This window comes from Microcosmobacter mediterraneus (genome assembly GCF_031846265.1).
GTDB classification, from domain to species: domain Bacteria; phylum Bacteroidota; class Bacteroidia; order Flavobacteriales; family Flavobacteriaceae; genus Microcosmobacter; species Microcosmobacter mediterraneus.
Map to the genome: position 1 here is coordinate 349,837 of NZ_JAVRIA010000003.1, position 15,675 is coordinate 365,511.

General features: G+C 33.2%; 18 protein-coding genes. 16 read left to right on the plus strand and 2 right to left on the minus strand.

Translation table 11 applies throughout. The annotated features are described in order from the left end of the window. The first annotated feature begins 26 nt into the window (after positions 1-26). The 15 genes from RM697_RS07995 to aat all read left to right on the plus strand — a co-directional run bounded on the left by RM697_RS07995 (position 27) and on the right by aat (position 13,632). Complete coding sequence (locus RM697_RS07995) at positions 27-1,481, plus strand: choice-of-anchor B family protein (RefSeq protein ID WP_311427344.1); 1,455 nt, start codon at positions 27-29, stop codon at positions 1,479-1,481. A gap of 6 nt (positions 1,482-1,487) precedes the next feature. Continuing rightward, positions 1,488-2,819, plus strand: a complete 1,332-nt coding sequence (locus tag RM697_RS08000; protein ID WP_311427345.1) for a hypothetical protein — start codon at positions 1,488-1,490, stop codon at positions 2,817-2,819. Positions 2,820-2,821: 2 nt separating this feature from the next. Next, a complete protein-coding gene (locus RM697_RS08005; RefSeq protein ID WP_311427346.1) occupies positions 2,822-3,589 on the plus strand; it encodes an MbnP family protein in 768 nt (255 codons plus the stop codon). Positions 3,590-3,603: 14 nt separating this feature from the next. Continuing rightward, positions 3,604-4,659 carry a cytochrome-c peroxidase gene (locus tag RM697_RS08010; RefSeq protein ID WP_349254588.1) on the plus strand — a complete coding sequence of 352 codons (1,056 nt, stop codon included), beginning with the start codon at positions 3,604-3,606 and terminating at the stop codon, positions 4,657-4,659. 471 nt (positions 4,660-5,130) lie between these two features. Further along, positions 5,131-5,460: a HesB/IscA family protein gene (locus RM697_RS08015; RefSeq protein ID WP_311427347.1), complete on the plus strand. Its 330-nt coding sequence runs from the start codon at positions 5,131-5,133 to the stop codon at positions 5,458-5,460. A gap of 10 nt (positions 5,461-5,470) precedes the next feature. Next, positions 5,471-6,919, plus strand: coding sequence for a Fe-S cluster assembly protein SufB (gene sufB, locus RM697_RS08020; RefSeq protein WP_311427348.1), 1,449 nt, complete (start codon positions 5,471-5,473; stop codon positions 6,917-6,919). Between the two features lie 11 nt (positions 6,920-6,930). Then, a complete protein-coding gene (locus RM697_RS08025; RefSeq protein ID WP_311427349.1) occupies positions 6,931-7,353 on the plus strand; it encodes a hypothetical protein in 423 nt (140 codons plus the stop codon). 2 nt (positions 7,354-7,355) lie between these two features. Then, a complete protein-coding gene (sufC, locus tag RM697_RS08030) occupies positions 7,356-8,108 on the plus strand; it encodes a Fe-S cluster assembly ATPase SufC (RefSeq protein ID WP_311427350.1) in 753 nt (250 codons plus the stop codon). Between the two features lie 54 nt (positions 8,109-8,162). Continuing rightward, a complete protein-coding gene (gene sufD / locus RM697_RS08035; protein ID WP_311427351.1) occupies positions 8,163-9,476 on the plus strand; it encodes a Fe-S cluster assembly protein SufD in 1,314 nt (437 codons plus the stop codon). A 36-nt stretch (positions 9,477-9,512) separates the two neighbouring features. Then, the gene (locus RM697_RS08040) at positions 9,513-10,727 is read left to right on the plus strand and encodes an aminotransferase class V-fold PLP-dependent enzyme (protein ID WP_311427352.1); all 1,215 of its coding nucleotides are present in this window, start codon (positions 9,513-9,515) and stop codon (positions 10,725-10,727) included. A gap of 65 nt (positions 10,728-10,792) precedes the next feature. Further along, positions 10,793-11,437, plus strand: coding sequence for an META domain-containing protein (locus RM697_RS08045; RefSeq protein WP_311427353.1), 645 nt, complete (start codon positions 10,793-10,795; stop codon positions 11,435-11,437). A gap of 46 nt (positions 11,438-11,483) precedes the next feature. Then, positions 11,484-11,990 (plus strand): hypothetical protein, encoded by a 507-nt coding sequence (locus tag RM697_RS08050; protein ID WP_311427354.1) that lies wholly within the window; start codon positions 11,484-11,486, stop codon positions 11,988-11,990. A gap of 30 nt (positions 11,991-12,020) precedes the next feature. Beyond that, complete coding sequence (locus RM697_RS08055) at positions 12,021-12,443, plus strand: SufE family protein (protein WP_311427355.1); 423 nt, start codon at positions 12,021-12,023, stop codon at positions 12,441-12,443. A gap of 1 nt (position 12,444) precedes the next feature. Continuing rightward, positions 12,445-12,771, plus strand: a complete 327-nt coding sequence (locus tag RM697_RS08060) for a DUF59 domain-containing protein (protein ID WP_311427356.1) — start codon at positions 12,445-12,447, stop codon at positions 12,769-12,771. Positions 12,772-13,002: 231 nt separating this feature from the next. Beyond that, positions 13,003-13,632 carry a leucyl/phenylalanyl-tRNA--protein transferase gene (gene aat, locus RM697_RS08065; RefSeq protein ID WP_311427357.1) on the plus strand — a complete coding sequence of 210 codons (630 nt, stop codon included), beginning with the start codon at positions 13,003-13,005 and terminating at the stop codon, positions 13,630-13,632. On the opposite strand, the gene RM697_RS08070 is transcribed toward aat, so the two are convergent. Beyond that, positions 13,629-14,198, minus strand: coding sequence for a DNA-3-methyladenine glycosylase I (locus RM697_RS08070; RefSeq protein WP_311427358.1), 570 nt, complete (start codon positions 14,196-14,198; stop codon positions 13,629-13,631). The two genes, aat and RM697_RS08070, sit on opposite strands and share 4 nt — an antisense overlap. Before the next feature lie 92 nt (positions 14,199-14,290). On the opposite strand from RM697_RS08070, the gene RM697_RS08075 reads away from it, so the two are divergent. Then, a complete protein-coding gene (locus tag RM697_RS08075; RefSeq protein ID WP_311427359.1) occupies positions 14,291-14,893 on the plus strand; it encodes a thioredoxin family protein in 603 nt (200 codons plus the stop codon). On the opposite strand, the gene RM697_RS08080 is transcribed toward RM697_RS08075, so the two are convergent. Next, positions 14,890-15,621 (minus strand): energy transducer TonB family protein, encoded by a 732-nt coding sequence (locus tag RM697_RS08080; protein ID WP_311427360.1) that lies wholly within the window; start codon positions 15,619-15,621, stop codon positions 14,890-14,892. The genes RM697_RS08075 and RM697_RS08080 overlap by 4 nt on opposite strands. Positions 15,622-15,675: the final 54 nt, after the last annotated feature.

Here is a 15,675-nt window from a genome sequence, read left to right on the forward strand (position 1 = left end):
ACCGTAAATTGGTCAAAAATTGAAAAATGAAAATTAATGTCCCTAACTGTTTAAAAGCACTCTTATTTTTCACCTTTTTTGCTTTTAATCTTAGCTGTAGTAATGATGATGATGGAGGTGTTCCTGTTAATATAGACACCGATAATGATTCCATAGAAAATACTTTAGATAATTGTCCTAATACTGCAAACTCTGACCAAAATGATAATGATAACGATGGTATTGGAGATGTTTGTGATCCTGACGATGATAATGATGGTATTAATGACACCATAGATAACTGTCCTTTGACTGCAAATGCAGACCAAGAAGATTTAGATAATGATGGTATTGGAGATATCTGTGATGATGAAGTTTCTAATGTTCCTTTTCCATGTTCAAACGGAACAGCCAATGGGTTTCCTTGTAATGGCTTTGATTTAATGAGTCAGTTACCTATTAATTTACTGGGAGGTGCTGGAGCTGAAGGTAACGATTCTTGGGGCTGGACAGACCCATTAGACGGAAAAGAGTATGCGCTAGTTGGAACAACCTCTGGCTCAGCCTTTGTAGATGTTTCTGATGCTGCTAACCCAATTTTTCTAGGCACCTTACCAACTGCAACTGTAAATGATATTTGGCGAGATATTAAAACCTATAATAACCATGCTTTTATTGTTAGTGAAGCCTCAGGACATGGTATGCAAGTTTTTGATTTAACACGCCTGAGAAATGTTACCAACCCTCCTCAAACGTTTACAGCAGACGCAAACTACAATGCGTTTGGAAAAGCACATAATATTGTAATTAATGAAGATAGTGGATTTGCCTATGTTGTAGGCTCAAACACTTTTAGTGGTGGACCACATTTTATTAATATTCAAAACCCAACTGCGCCAATGGCAGCAGGAGGCTACAGTGATGATTCTTATTCTCACGATGCACAAGTAGTAACATATAATGGTCCAGATTCAGATTATACAGGTAAAGAAATTTTCATTGGAAGTAATGAAGATGAAGTAGTTATTATCGATGTATCTGATAAAAATAATCCTATTCAAATTTCGACTATTAGTTACAGTAATCTAGGCTATGCTCATCAAGGTTGGTTTACTGAGGATATGACTTATTTTTTACTAGGTGATGAAGTTGATGAAATTGATTTTGGAATTAACACAAGAACCGTTGTCTTTGATTTTACAGATTTAGATAACCCAACTTTTCATATGGATTATTTTGGACCTACATCAGCCATTGATCATAACGGTTATGTCGTTGGAAATATCTTTTACGTAGCCAACTATTCTGCTGGTCTAAGAGCAGTTGATTTGTCTAATATTGCCAATGGTGAAATGACCGAAATTGGTTTCTTTGATACATTTACACCTAATGACGATACTGTTTTTAATGGTGCATGGAATATCTATCCATTTTTTGAAAGTGGTAATATATTAGTGAGTGATATAGATGGCGGAATGTACATAGTGAGACCTTCAAACTAAGTAAATATGTTCCGTTACTTAAGAATATATTTAACCCTATGCTGCCTTACCTTAGTACTTTGCTGCTCTAATGATAGCACAATAATTACAACACAAAACGTCACTATTGATACTATCAGCACTTTTGGAGGTTCAAAAAATGAAAGTGGACAAAGTGTTGTAGCTACAAACGATGGAGGTTACGCTATACTAGGCTTTACACAAAGTACTGATGGTGATATTATTAATAAACAAAATGAAGATTTCGATTTTTGGCTATTAAAATTCGATGCAGAAAATCAATTACAATGGCAAAAAACCTTTGGTGGTACTAACGATGACAAAGGTGTAACTATTATACAAACTACTGAAGGCGGATTTGCAATATTAGGCTACAGCAATAGCAATAATGGTGATGTTTCCCAGAATTTTGGACTTCAAGATTTTTGGATTCTCAAATTGGATCCAAACGGAAACATAGAGTGGGAAAGAACATATGGTTTTCAAGGTGCAGATAGAGGTATTTCTCTAATACAAACTAACGATACAGGATTTTTACTATGTGGTATATTAGATGTTACAGCATCTGGTGGTGAGGGCAATACTTCTCGATTATATCAAAGGCATGCAGGTGGAGATTATTGGGTGTTAAAGTTGAATACTTCTGGTAATTTAGAATGGAGTAAATTCTTTGGTGGTAACTTTACTGATACTCCTGAAGGTCTAATTCAAACTTCAGACAATAACTATATTATTGTCGGAGGATCTGATAGTATAGATACTGATATTTCAGATAATAAAGGCAGTTACGATTTTTGGGTAATTAAAATCTCAACTACTGGTAATCTCATATGGGAAAAATCATTTGGTGGCTCACAGATTGATGAAGCTAGAGCAATTATTGCAACCGAAGATGGTAATTTCTTAATTGCTGGAGATACCAGAAGTAATGATTTAGACGTTTCTAATAACATAGGTGCAGCAGATTTGTGGCTAGTTAAAATTTCTACAGTTGGCGATCTTATTTGGGAGAAAACAATAGGTGGAACTAACTTTGATGTTGCACGAGATGTTATTAAATCTCAAAATAATGGTTACATCATTGCAGGTAGTTCTAGAAGTAGTGATCTAGATGTTGCAGAAAATAAAGGACAAAATGACGCTTGGATTATAAATGTTGATGATGAAGGCAATTTACTCTGGGAAAAAAGTGCTGGAGGCTCTAACATAGACTTTGCTTACAGTCTAGCACTACTTAACGATGGATCAATCATTGCAACTGGAGATAGTACCAGTAACGATGGAGACATAATCGAAAATAAAGGGTTTACGGATCTCTTAGTCTTAAAAATGAAATGAAAATGAAAAAGACCTACATCAGTCTAATCATTCTGGCACAACTTATTTTGTCTTGCTCAAACTCTAACGACAATTCAGTTCAGCAAGTATTTCCTATGTTTAAATTTACTCATAACTGGGATGGGCAAAATATAACAAACGTAGACTTTAACACCATCCAATTTACAAATGAAAATGGCGATGAATTAAGTATAGAGCGACTACGTTATGTTATATCTGATATTACTTTCACTTCCGAATCTAACCAAGTTTTAGTTATCAATAATTTCAATTTAGTGGATGTAACTAATAGTCAAAATATAGTTTATGAATTTGCGTCACAAGTTCCTGTTGGTACTTATCAAGTCTCTTTCACGTTTGGTTTAGATGATGAAGATAATGCTGAAAATTATGTGTATTTAAATTCTCAATCTTTTAATGTGCCAGATATGTTAGGTGGAGGCTACCATTACATGCAACTTGATGGTAAGTTTATCAATAGTTCAATGCAAGAACAAGGCTATAACTATCATGCTATTAGAGCAGTAGATAATCCTGGTGCTAACCCAACATTTCCTCAAGACACATTCTTTAATGTAAATTTAGGAACTATTACTATCACTGAAGGTACAGAAGTAGAAGTTAAAATGAATATAGCAGAGTGGTTTAAAAATCCTCATAGTTGGGATTTAAATGTTTTAAATCAGATGCTCATGCCTAATTCTGCAACACAAATTATAATATCAGAAAACGGTGAGTCTGTATTTAGTTTAGGAGAAGTTACGCCTTAAGTTTATTAATTATTTTGAAAAAGTTTTCTTTCGTCATATTACTTTTAAATCTTTATTTAAGTTGCTCAAAAGATTCTGCAGAGTATCAGCCTACTCCTCAACCCTTACAAATTCCGCAACTATTCTTAGACAATATTATTGCTCCTATTATTCCATCCGATAACCTTCAAACCGTTGAAGGTGTCTCTTTAGGTAGAAAACTATTTTTTGATACTATTCTATCTGGAGATGAAACAAAATCTTGTGCAAGTTGCCATGCACCTCAGCTTGCATTTTCAGATAACTTGCCAACTAGTGTTGGTGTAGATGGCATTTTTGGAGAACGTAATTCAATGCCTCTATTTAATTTGGCTTGGAACTACAATGAGCGTTTTGCTTGGGATGGAAAAGAACTAAGTTTAGAAAGACAAGCTGAAGAACCTGTTCAAAATCCAATAGAACTACATAGCAATTGGAATGATGTTATTAGTAAGTTACAATCGCATCCAGAGTATCCAGAACTATTTAGATTAGCATTTAACACCTCAACAATTACTAAAGAATTAACTACAAAAGCCATTGCACAATTTGAACGAACATTGATATCTGCTAATTCTAAGTTTGATCGATATTCATTAGGATTAACAAACCTAACAGCTCAAGAGTTAAATGGATTAAATGTATTTATGAGTGAAGATAAAGGGGATTGTTTTCATTGTCATGGTAATCCTAACAATCCGCTTTGGACTGATAATGATTTTCATAATAATGGCCTAGATTCAGAATTCACAGACTTAGGTTTAGGTGCAGTAACAGGAAATCCTAACGATAATGGAAAATTCAAAACACCATCGTTACGCAATTTACAGTACACAGCACCTTACATGCACGATGGAAGATTTACAACCCTTCAAGATGTTATTAATCATTACAGTGAAGGTCTGCAAAACTCAGCAACTATTGATCCGTTAATGAAAAAAATCGATGAAGGAGGTGTACAACTATCTAACTCTGATAAGGCAGACCTACTAGCCTTTTTACTCACACTTTCAGATCCTTTATTTATATCTAGCTTTAATCCTCAGGATTAATAATTTCACACATTTAAGTGTATTTCATCGAAAAAATAGGTAAATGGCAGATATTCTGATCTGAATTTTCTATTTTTCTATTCCCTAAATCTAATTAACTACATGACCACAAATGCATCAAGCGTACTAACGTGTGAAGTTTTTGGACATAATTTTAATCGTTCAAATCCACATGATCCTTCAGAAATTAAATGCTCTGCTTGCAACGTAAAAAAACGTTTAGACAAGCATGGAAACTTCAAAGCTCTTCCTTCTCTAAACAAAGAGGTGCATAGAACAGTACGCCAACTTTTTTTATTAAACAGAAGAAGAAAACGTATATCATTCTCAATCTAAAATCTTAAATTTTAGGTATTGTAGCAATAAAGAAAACTAATACAATTATGTATTAATATAATGTTAGGTTATATTGCTTAAGCCTACTTATATCGTATATTTGCAATCTATTTAGAAAGATTCTAATTATACAGTATGATTAAAGTTTCTGATACAGCCAAAAATAAAGTCGTTCAGCTTATGAGCGAAGATGGTTTTAACCCTTCAACCGACTACGTTAGAGTTGGCGTAAAAAGTGGAGGGTGTTCTGGACTGTCCTATGATTTAAAATTTGACAATGCCCAAATTGAAGGTGATAAAGTGTTTGAAGATAATGGAGTTAAAATCATAGTAGACAAAAAAAGTTTTCTATACTTAATTGGTACAACTTTAGAATACTCTGGAGGCCTTAATGGCTCTGGTTTTGTATTTAATAATCCTAATGCCAACAGAACCTGTGGTTGTGGCGAATCATTTTCATTATAAATTTTAAAGCATGTCGAAGTACACCGAAGATGACTTACGCGAAGAATTAAAAACCAAGGAATATGAATATGGTTTTTATACAGATATTGAGTCCGAAACATTTCCAAATGGTTTAAACGAAGATATCGTTAGAGCAATTTCTAAGAAAAAAGAAGAACCAGAATGGATGACTAACTGGCGTTTAGAAGCGTTTAGAGTTTGGCAAGATATGGAAGAGCCAGAATGGGCTAATGTTCATTACAATAAACCAGATTTCCAAGCCATCTCCTATTATTCTGCACCTAATAGCAAACCAAAATACGATAGTTTAGATGAAGTAGATCCTGAGTTACTTGCTACATTTGAGAAGTTAGGTATCTCACTAGACGAGCAAAAAAAATTGGCTGGTGTTGCTATGGACGTTGTTGTAGATTCAGTATCAGTGGCAACTACTTTTAAAAAGACTTTAGCTGAAAAAGGTATCATTTTTATGAGTATCTCTGAGGCTATTCAGGAATATCCAGAACTAGTAAAAAAATATATTGGAACTGTTGTTCCGCAAAAAGATAATTTCTATGCAGCTTTAAATTCTGCAGTATTTAGTGATGGTTCGTTCTGTTACATTCCTAAAGGTGTGCGTTGCCCAATGGAATTATCTACATATTTTAGAATAAACCAAGCAGGAACAGGACAATTTGAAAGAACACTAGTCATCGCAGACGAAGGCAGTTATGTAAGTTACCTAGAGGGTTGTACAGCACCAAGTAGAGACGAAAACCAATTGCATGCTGCTGTTGTAGAATTGATTGCTTTAGACGATGCAGAAATAAAATATTCAACGGTTCAGAATTGGTATCCTGGTAATGCTGAAGGAAAAGGAGGCGTTTTTAACTTTGTAACCAAACGAGGTCTTTGTGAAACAAATGCCAAAATTTCTTGGACACAGGTAGAAACAGGTAGTGCTGTAACTTGGAAATATCCGTCTTGTGTACTTAAAGGAAATAACTCAGTTGGAGAGTTTTACTCCATCGCAGTAACTAATAACTTTCAGCAAGCAGATACAGGTACAAAAATGATTCATCTTGGTAAGAACACTAAGTCTACCATCATTTCTAAAGGTATTTCTGCTGGGAAATCTCAAAATAGCTACAGAGGACTAGTACAAATTAGCCCAAGAGCAGAAAATGCTCGTAATTTCTCACAATGTGATAGCTTACTTATGGGAAATGAGTGTGGAGCTCATACATTTCCATACATTGAAGCCAAAAATAAGTCTGCACAAATAGAACACGAGGCCACTACAAGTAAAATTGGTGAAGACCAAATATTTTATTGTAATCAAAGAGGTATAGACACCGAAAAAGCTATTGCCTTAATTGTTAATGGCTTCAGCAAAGAAGTACTTAATAAATTACCAATGGAATTTGCTGTAGAAGCTCAAAAATTATTAGAAATCAGCCTAGAAGGTTCTGTTGGATAAAATCAGTTATTATGAAAAAAATCAATCTTATCTTATTATTAGCCTTAGTAATGCTTGCTTGTAAAAGCGAATCTAAAACTGAAACTGTTAATCTTGAAGAAAATAGAGCAAAATCTTATAATCAAGAAGATGGTTTAATTACAATATCAGGTAAATTTTTCTATGATGAAGTTAAGAATGCAGCCATCATTCAGAAAAATAATAATACAGTCTATGGTGTAGTTGTAGATGACAATATGAAATTACTTAATGAGCAAGTAAAACCATTAAAAATTAACACCTATGATATGGTACCTGTTACTGTACGTGTTAAACGATTTGAAAAACCAGAAAACGAGGAAGGCTGGCCATATAGAGTTGAGATTAAAGATATTTTAAAAATAGAAAAACCGTCAACAGAAGAAGAAGACGTTATTAAAATAGGAACAGAATAACTATGCTAAAAATAAAAAACTTACACGCTAGTGTAGAAGATAAAAGTATTTTAAGAGGAATCAATCTTGAGGTGAAACCAGGTGAAATACATGCTATAATGGGACCTAACGGATCAGGTAAAAGTACGCTTGCCTCAGTAATTGCTGGAAAAGAAGAATATGAGGTAGACGATGGGGAAATATTACTAAATGATGAGAACATTGATGAGTTAGCAGCAGAAGAACGTGCTCACAAAGGCATCTTTTTATCGTTTCAATATCCTGTGGAAATTCCTGGAGTTAGTGTTACTAATTTCATGAAAACTGCAATTAATGAAACTCGTAAAGCGAGAGGATTAGAAGATATGCCAGCCAATGAAATGCTAAAACTCATACGTGAAAAATCTGAACTCTTAGAAATTGACCGTAAGTTTTTATCACGTTCATTAAATGAAGGATTTTCAGGTGGTGAGAAAAAGCGTAATGAAATTTTTCAAATGGCAATGCTTGAGCCTAAACTTGCAATTTTAGATGAAACAGACTCTGGTTTAGATATTGATGCCTTACGTATTGTAGCTAATGGTGTTAACAAACTAAAGACTAAAGATAATGCAGTCATAGTAATTACTCATTATCAACGCCTTTTAGATTATATCGTGCCAGATTATGTACATGTTTTACATGAAGGACGTATCGTTAAGTCTGGATCTGCGGAATTAGCTCATGAACTTGAAGCTAAAGGTTACGATTGGATTAAAGAGGAAGTTAGCGCATAACCTTAGATTGTTTAAAATTAAAGAGATTCCTGCCTTCGCAGGAATGACAGAAATATGGAACTAAAAGATAAACTAATATCATCATTTCTTGCCTTTGAAAATCAGGTAAATGTCGATACTCCTATTCACGATATTAGAAGTGAAGCTATAAAAGCTTTTGAAACGCAAGGGTTTCCTACTAAAAAACAAGAAGCCTGGAAGTACACCTCTTTAAATACAGTTTTAAAAGAAGATTATAGCCTTTTCCCAAAAGAAGAAAATGCTATCGAGTATAAAGATGTAAAACGCTTCTTTATTCATGATATTGATTCTTACAAAATCGTATTTGTAGATGGTAAATACTCCTCGCATTTATCTGAGACCACACATGATGGTATAGATGTATGCTTAATGTCTGCTGCTCTTAACAAACCTAAGTATCGCATTGTAATTGAAAATTATTTTAATAAAATTGCGACAGAAGACAGTTTATCGTCTTTAAATACAGCATTCTCAAGTGAAGGCGCATATATTCATATAACCAAAGGAAAATTAGTTGAAAAACCAATACAGGTTATTCATTTTACAACAGGTCATGAAGATGCCTTAATGCTACAACCAAGAAATTTAATTGTAGTCGATGAAAATGCTCATGTACAAATCATTGAACGCCATCAAAGTTTAACAGAAAATGCTGTTTTAACCAATAGTGTTACTGAAATTTTCGCAAACAAAAGAGCTATTGTAGACTATTATAAAATTCAGAACGATAATCAATATGCATCTTTAATTGATCATACATTTATTAATCAAAAAAGAGAAAGTCATGTTTCTGTGCACACCTTCTCTTTTGGAGGAAAGCTCGTTAGAAATAATCTTAACTTCTTTCAGAATGGAGAACGCATAGACTCCACAATGAAAGGGATAACAATTATTGGAGACAAGCAACATGTAGACCATAATACCTTAGTGCATCATATAGAACCTAATTGCGAAAGTCACCAAGATTATAAAGGTATTTTTGAAGATAAATCTACAGGAGTTTTTAACGGTAAAGTAGTGGTTGAAAAAGAAGCTCAAAAAACCAATGCGTTTCAGGCTAACAACAATATATTATTAAATGATAAGGCTACAATTAACACCAAGCCTCAATTAGAAATTTTTGCAGACGATGTTAAATGTTCTCATGGGTGTACTATTGGTCAACTAGATGAGAGTGCTATGTTTTATTTACGCTCTAGAGGTATTCCAGAAAAAGAAGCTAAAGGTTTATTAATGTTTGCATTTGCTAGTAATGTTTTAGATAGTGTTAAAATTCCTGAGATAAAACAACGCATTACAAAAATTATTGCCAATAAATTAGGTGTAAATATTGGATTTGATCTCTAAGTATTAAATGATATTATTTCTAAAGGTTATTTAACCATGTTCAACGTTGAAAACATAAGAAAAGACTTTCCGATTCTACAACGAAAAGTTAATGGAAAACCTTTAGTCTATTTTGATAATGCAGCTACAGGGCAAACACCACAACTCGTTATTGATGTAATAGCAAACTATTATCAAAATTACAATTCCAACATACATAGAGGTGTGCACAGTTTAAGCCAAGAGGCTACAGATGCTTATGAAGCTTCGCGTAAAATAATTCAAAACCATTTTAACGCTAAAGAGGCCTATGAAATCATCTTAACTTCTGGTACTACGCATAGTATTAATTTAGTTGCTAACGGTTTCAGAACATTATTAACAAAAGGTGATGAAATTATCGTTTCTGCTATGGAGCATCATAGTAACATTGTACCATGGCAAATGCTCTGCGAAGCAACAGGAGCAGAGTTAAAAGTTATACCTATGAATATAGAGGGCGAATTAGTCCTATCTAACTATGATAATATCCTTTCAGATAAAACAAAACTTGTTTTTGTAAATCATATTTCGAATGCATTAGGCACTATAAATCCGATTAAGACCATTATTAAAAAAGCACATCTATTTGGTGCAGCTGTGTTAATTGATGGTGCCCAAGCTTGTCCGCATTTAATACCAGATGTTCAAGATTTAGATGTCGATTTTTATGTCGCATCTGCGCATAAAATGTGTGGTCCAACAGGAGTTGGCATGCTTTACGGAAAGGAAGAATGGCTTAAAAAATTACCACCTTATCAAGGTGGTGGTGAAATGATTGCTGAAGTTTCTTTTAATAAAACAACTTATGCAGATTTACCTCATAAGTTTGAAGCTGGCACACCTAATATCGCAGGTGTTATTGCTTTTGGTGCTGCAATCAATTATATGAATTCTATTGGATTTAAAGCTATAGAAGTCTATGAAAATGAGCTTTTAGATTATGCTACAACTCAATTACTTGGCATAGATGGCTTAACGATTTACGGAACCTCTAAAAACAAAACTTCAGTAATTTCATTTAATTTAGATGGTATTCATCCTTATGATGTTGGAACCCTTTTAGATAAAATGGGAATCGCAGTGCGTACTGGTCATCATTGCGCACAACCTATTATGGATTTCTACAATATTCCTGGTACTATTAGGGCATCATTTGCATTCTACAACACTAAAGAAGAAATTGACAACTTAGTTGAAGGTGTTAAAAAAGCACAGTTAATGTTGCAATAAAAGATAACTCTGGCATTTGTATTAGCTTGTTTAATAATTACCTTTAACGGAAAATAAACTTTATTATGAACTTAAAATTTTCAGTTATTCTTATTTGCTTAATGTTTATAACATCATGCGATAAAGAACCTAAAGATTTAACATTATACGTCTCTGGAAAAACTACTGATTGTAGTGCTTCTGAATCGCCTTGTTTAAAAATAAAAACAGATCTTAACGATAGCTGGACTGTTTATTCTGGAGAAATCATAGGTTTTTCTCATGAAATAGATCAAGATTTTACTCTAAAAGTTAAACCTGTCGATAATACTGAACATATTTTCAATGGAGATTTCGAACTTATTGAGCTTATAAACCAACATAAATCGCCTTTAGAACTTGGAGAAGGTTCATGGAATGTATTCTTTGTTCAAGAAATTGAGTCCTTTGACAGAGCACCTTTTTTAACCATTACAGAGGACCAAACTAGCATTCACGGAAGTACAGGATGTAATAAATTCAAATCTTCTCTTCAAGCAGAGCGAGGTTCCTTTGCTATAGGAGATGTAGCATTAACTAAAATGGCATGTCCTAATCCAGACGTTGAAACTTCTTTTGTAAAAATGCTACAAAAAAGTTCAACATACGAGATTTTAGATGACACCTTGCATTTACTCGCCGAAGATGGAACTATTTTAGTAAAAGCCAAACATCTAAATGTTAGGCAATAAAATTTTGGCTTCATTTTTGAAAATGCTATTATAAAACACTGCAACTATGAAACTAATATTAAGTCTATTGAGTATTCTTCTTTTAACAAAAGAGTGTGATCAGAAAAAAAATGAGACACCATCTAATAGTTCAACTACAGAGCAAGTAGTTGTCACAGAAGACATGATAACCAATGCACGTATGCAGACAAGCACAACTGTTTACTATGAAGCAAGCACACGTGGTTTTTATGAAAAAGTTTGGGTAACTAAGGACTCTTTATATACTACTAAAGATCGAGCAAATAAAGATGTTAATCGCTATGCATGTTCACAGCAAGATTGGGATGAGCTTATGCTAGCTATGAAAGAAGTTACGTTAGGTACGCTCAATGATATTGATATTCCTTCCAAAGCTTTTCAATATGATGGTGCAGCTATGGCAACTTTAAAAATACAAGAAGATGATGCCATTTACAGCTCGCCAATTTTTGATCATGGTAATCCTCCAAAACAGTTAAGTAACTTGGTTAAAAAAGTGTTATACCTTAAAGAAATGGCAGAAAAACAGTAAGTAAATTGTAATTTTGCACAAAGATTTAATATGACGATAGAGGCGATACAAAATGAAATAATTGATGAGTTTTCAATGTTTGAAGACTGGGAAGAACGTTATCAATACATGATTGATCTTGGTAAGACTTTACCACTAATTGATGAGAAATACAAACTAGATACCAATCTAATAAAAGGCTGCCAAAGTAAGGTTTGGGTGCATGCAGAAATGGATAATGATACAGTGCGTTTTACTGCAGATAGTGATGCTATAATTACAAAAGGTATTATTGCTATATTAATTAGAGTTTTTTCTAATCAGCATCCACAAAACATTATTGAAGCTAATACCGAATTCATTGATAAAATAGGTCTTAAAGAGCATCTGTCTCCAACAAGAGCCAACGGTCTTGTAAACATGGTTAAGCAGCTAAAATTGTATGCCATTGCCTACCAAACACAACTAAATTAATATGAGTGATACAGTTATAGACACCGAAGCATTAGGTGAAAAAATAGTACGAGTTTTAAAAACTATTTATGATCCAGAAATACCAGTAGACATCTATGAATTAGGTCTCATTTATGATGTTTTGGTCAATGAGGATTACGATGTAAAAATATTAATGACTTTAACGTCTCCTAATTGTCCTGTTGCAGAAACTCTTCCTTTAGAGGTTGAAGAAAAAGTAAAGTCGCTGGATGCTGTTAACAATGCAGAAGTAGAAATAACATTTGATCCTCCTTGGTCTCAAGATCTTATGAGTGAAGAAGCGAAGCTAGAACTTGGTATGCTTTAGCAGAAATAAATGTTTACATAGTTTCAATAAAAAAAGCCTCGATGGTTAGTCGAGACTTTAATGTTGTGGTTTTAGGTTTTGACCTTTATAAACAAACTCAAAAAAGCAATGATGAACAATATAGTGAACAAAGGTCATATCAAATATGATAAAAATTATCGTATTTTCAAAGTATAGAATCCCTTTTTAACTGCAAAAACCTAACTACAACGTTATAGTAATTAATCGCTTATGCACTTTTTAAATAGCAACATAGAATTCCCTGATATTTCTAAAGCATCCAAAGATGGTTTACTGGCTATTGGAGGTGATTTATCTGCCGAACGATTACTCTACGCTTACCAAAATGGTATTTTTCCTTGGTTTGATGACGAACAGCCTATTCTTTGGTGGTCACCAGATCCTAGATTTGTACTATTCCCAGAAGATCTAAAGATTTCCAAAAGTATGGTTCAAATACTCAAAAAGGATAGTTTTAAAGTCACCTTTAACAAAGCCTTTTCTGAGGTTATACTAAAATGTGCTAATCAAAAAAGAGCTGGACAAGAAAGTTCTTGGATTACCAATGGAATGATTGAAGCTTATAATAAGCTATTTAAACTTGGTTACGCTAAATCTGTAGAGGTTTGGCAAAACAATGTACTCGTTGGTGGATTGTATGGTGTGGATGTCGGAAACCAAGTATTCTGTGGCGAAAGCATGTTTACTAAAGTTAGTAATGCTAGCAAAGTTGGCTTCATAACATTTATTCAACAGCATGATTATAAGCTAATAGATTGTCAAATATATACCAATCACTTAGATAGTTTAGGAGCAAAAGATATTCCTAGGTCTAAATTTCTAACCTATTTAATTAATTAAACTTCATGGTATCTAAAACAATTGATTTCATGATCGTTAACCATTCCTGTAGCTTGCATATGAGCATAAATAACAGTAGTGCCTACAAACTTAAATCCTCTCTTCTTTAAGTCTTTGCTAATCATATCACTTAAAGGTGTATTTGCAGGAGCATCTTTATAATTTTTAAATGCATTTTTAATCGGTTTTCCTTCAGTAAATTTCCAGATATAATCACTGAAGCTACCAAACTCTTTTTGAATATCAATAAAAGCTAAAGCATTACTAATAGTAGCTCTTATTTTTAATTTGTTTCTAATGATGCCAGCATCTTGTAATAAGCTTTCTATTTTTATTTCGTTATACGTAGCAATCTTCTTATAATCGAAATTATCAAAAGCTTTCCTAAAGTTTTCCCGTTTTCTAAGTACTGTAATCCAACTTAAACCAGCCTGAAAGGTTTCAAGAATTAAAAACTCAAATAAAGTATTATCATCATAAACAGGAACTCCCCATTCCTTATCATGATAGGTTTCATATAAAGTATCACCAATACACCATCCACATCTATGCTTATTGTCGCCCATATTTTAAGTGTAAGTTTTCAGATTTATCTCTACTAATAACTAATCTTATTTAATATTTAAAAGTAAGACTTAAATTTGAATAAATTATGGAAATGACTCTAGATAAAACTATTGAATCTGCATTACAAAATAGTATTACGTACTCAGAATACAGAGACTTGGTTGCTTCTCAAGTTGAGCACAAAAAAACCAGTGGTGATAACCAATCTGAAGCTTTAATTAATTACACAATGCTTAACAACAGACGTATGAAGCGTTGGGATAAAACGGTGAAAATTAATGAAGAAGTAGTTTTAGATATTAAGAAATTTGACGGTAAATTAACTTGGCTAGTCCTAACTGAAAGTTGGTGTGGAGATGCTGCACACGTTATTCCTGTACTAAATAAAATTGCAGAACTCAATAACAATATTAAATTGAAGCTTGTCTTTAGAGATGATCATTTAGAGTTAATGGATCAATTCCTAACACATGGAGGACGTTCAATACCTAAAGTGATCGTAATAGAAGAAAACTCTAACGAGGTTATTGATAGTTATGGTCCAAGACCATCTACTGCCACAAAAATGGTCAATGATTACAAAAAACAACATGGAACTCTTACGCCAAAGTTTAAAGAAGATTTACAACGTTGGTATAACAAAGACAAAGGGCAAACTGTAATTTCTGATATACTAAAAACGCTAAACCTCTAGTTTTTACCTTTAAAATAAAAGGTAATTGATCCCAGTTGTGATGGATTAGATGCACTATCAAAGCTAACTATTTTAGCATAATCTAAAGCATGTTCTACTAAGCATTCATTAGTAGATGTAGATGAGGAATTAACGTAAGCGTCTGTTACTTTACCTTGTGAATTAACAGTAATATTAATAACCATTTTACCGCTTACTTCACACAAATAACGAGGTGTATCATAATCTTGAATCGTTCTACCTTTCAAAGAATAACTCATGGTACTATTAGCATTAGTTTTTTTCTTAGAAGCATCTTGCGTATGCATTGCCAGGCGATCTTTAACCTTCTGAAATGATGATTTTTCTTCTTTATTTATAGCATAGTTGCCTTGAGAAGTATTTGTAGTTGATGATTCTAATACGTCTGTATTCTCTGTCTCTCTAGCTTCTTCTATAGCTCTTGTAGTTTTTTCAAAATCATTTTCATTAATAGACTTAAAGTTTTTCATCATGTCTGCAAACTCTTGATCTTCATTTAATGCCGAATTGGTTTGCGGTAATTTATAGGCCAATTCCTCTAACAAACGCTGTTCTTTTTCAGCTTCAGTCTCAGGTTCAACTTCATAATAACTCTCAGAAATAAATGCGTTATGTCGTGTTAGATGAACACTAAATAGTGCAAAAACTAGAGTTCCTGTTAGAAGAACAGTAATAATTAAAGCCTTATGTTTATCAATTAAACTCAATACAATCAATGATTATTTAGTGTAATATATACGTAAATTTTGAAAAAATGGATG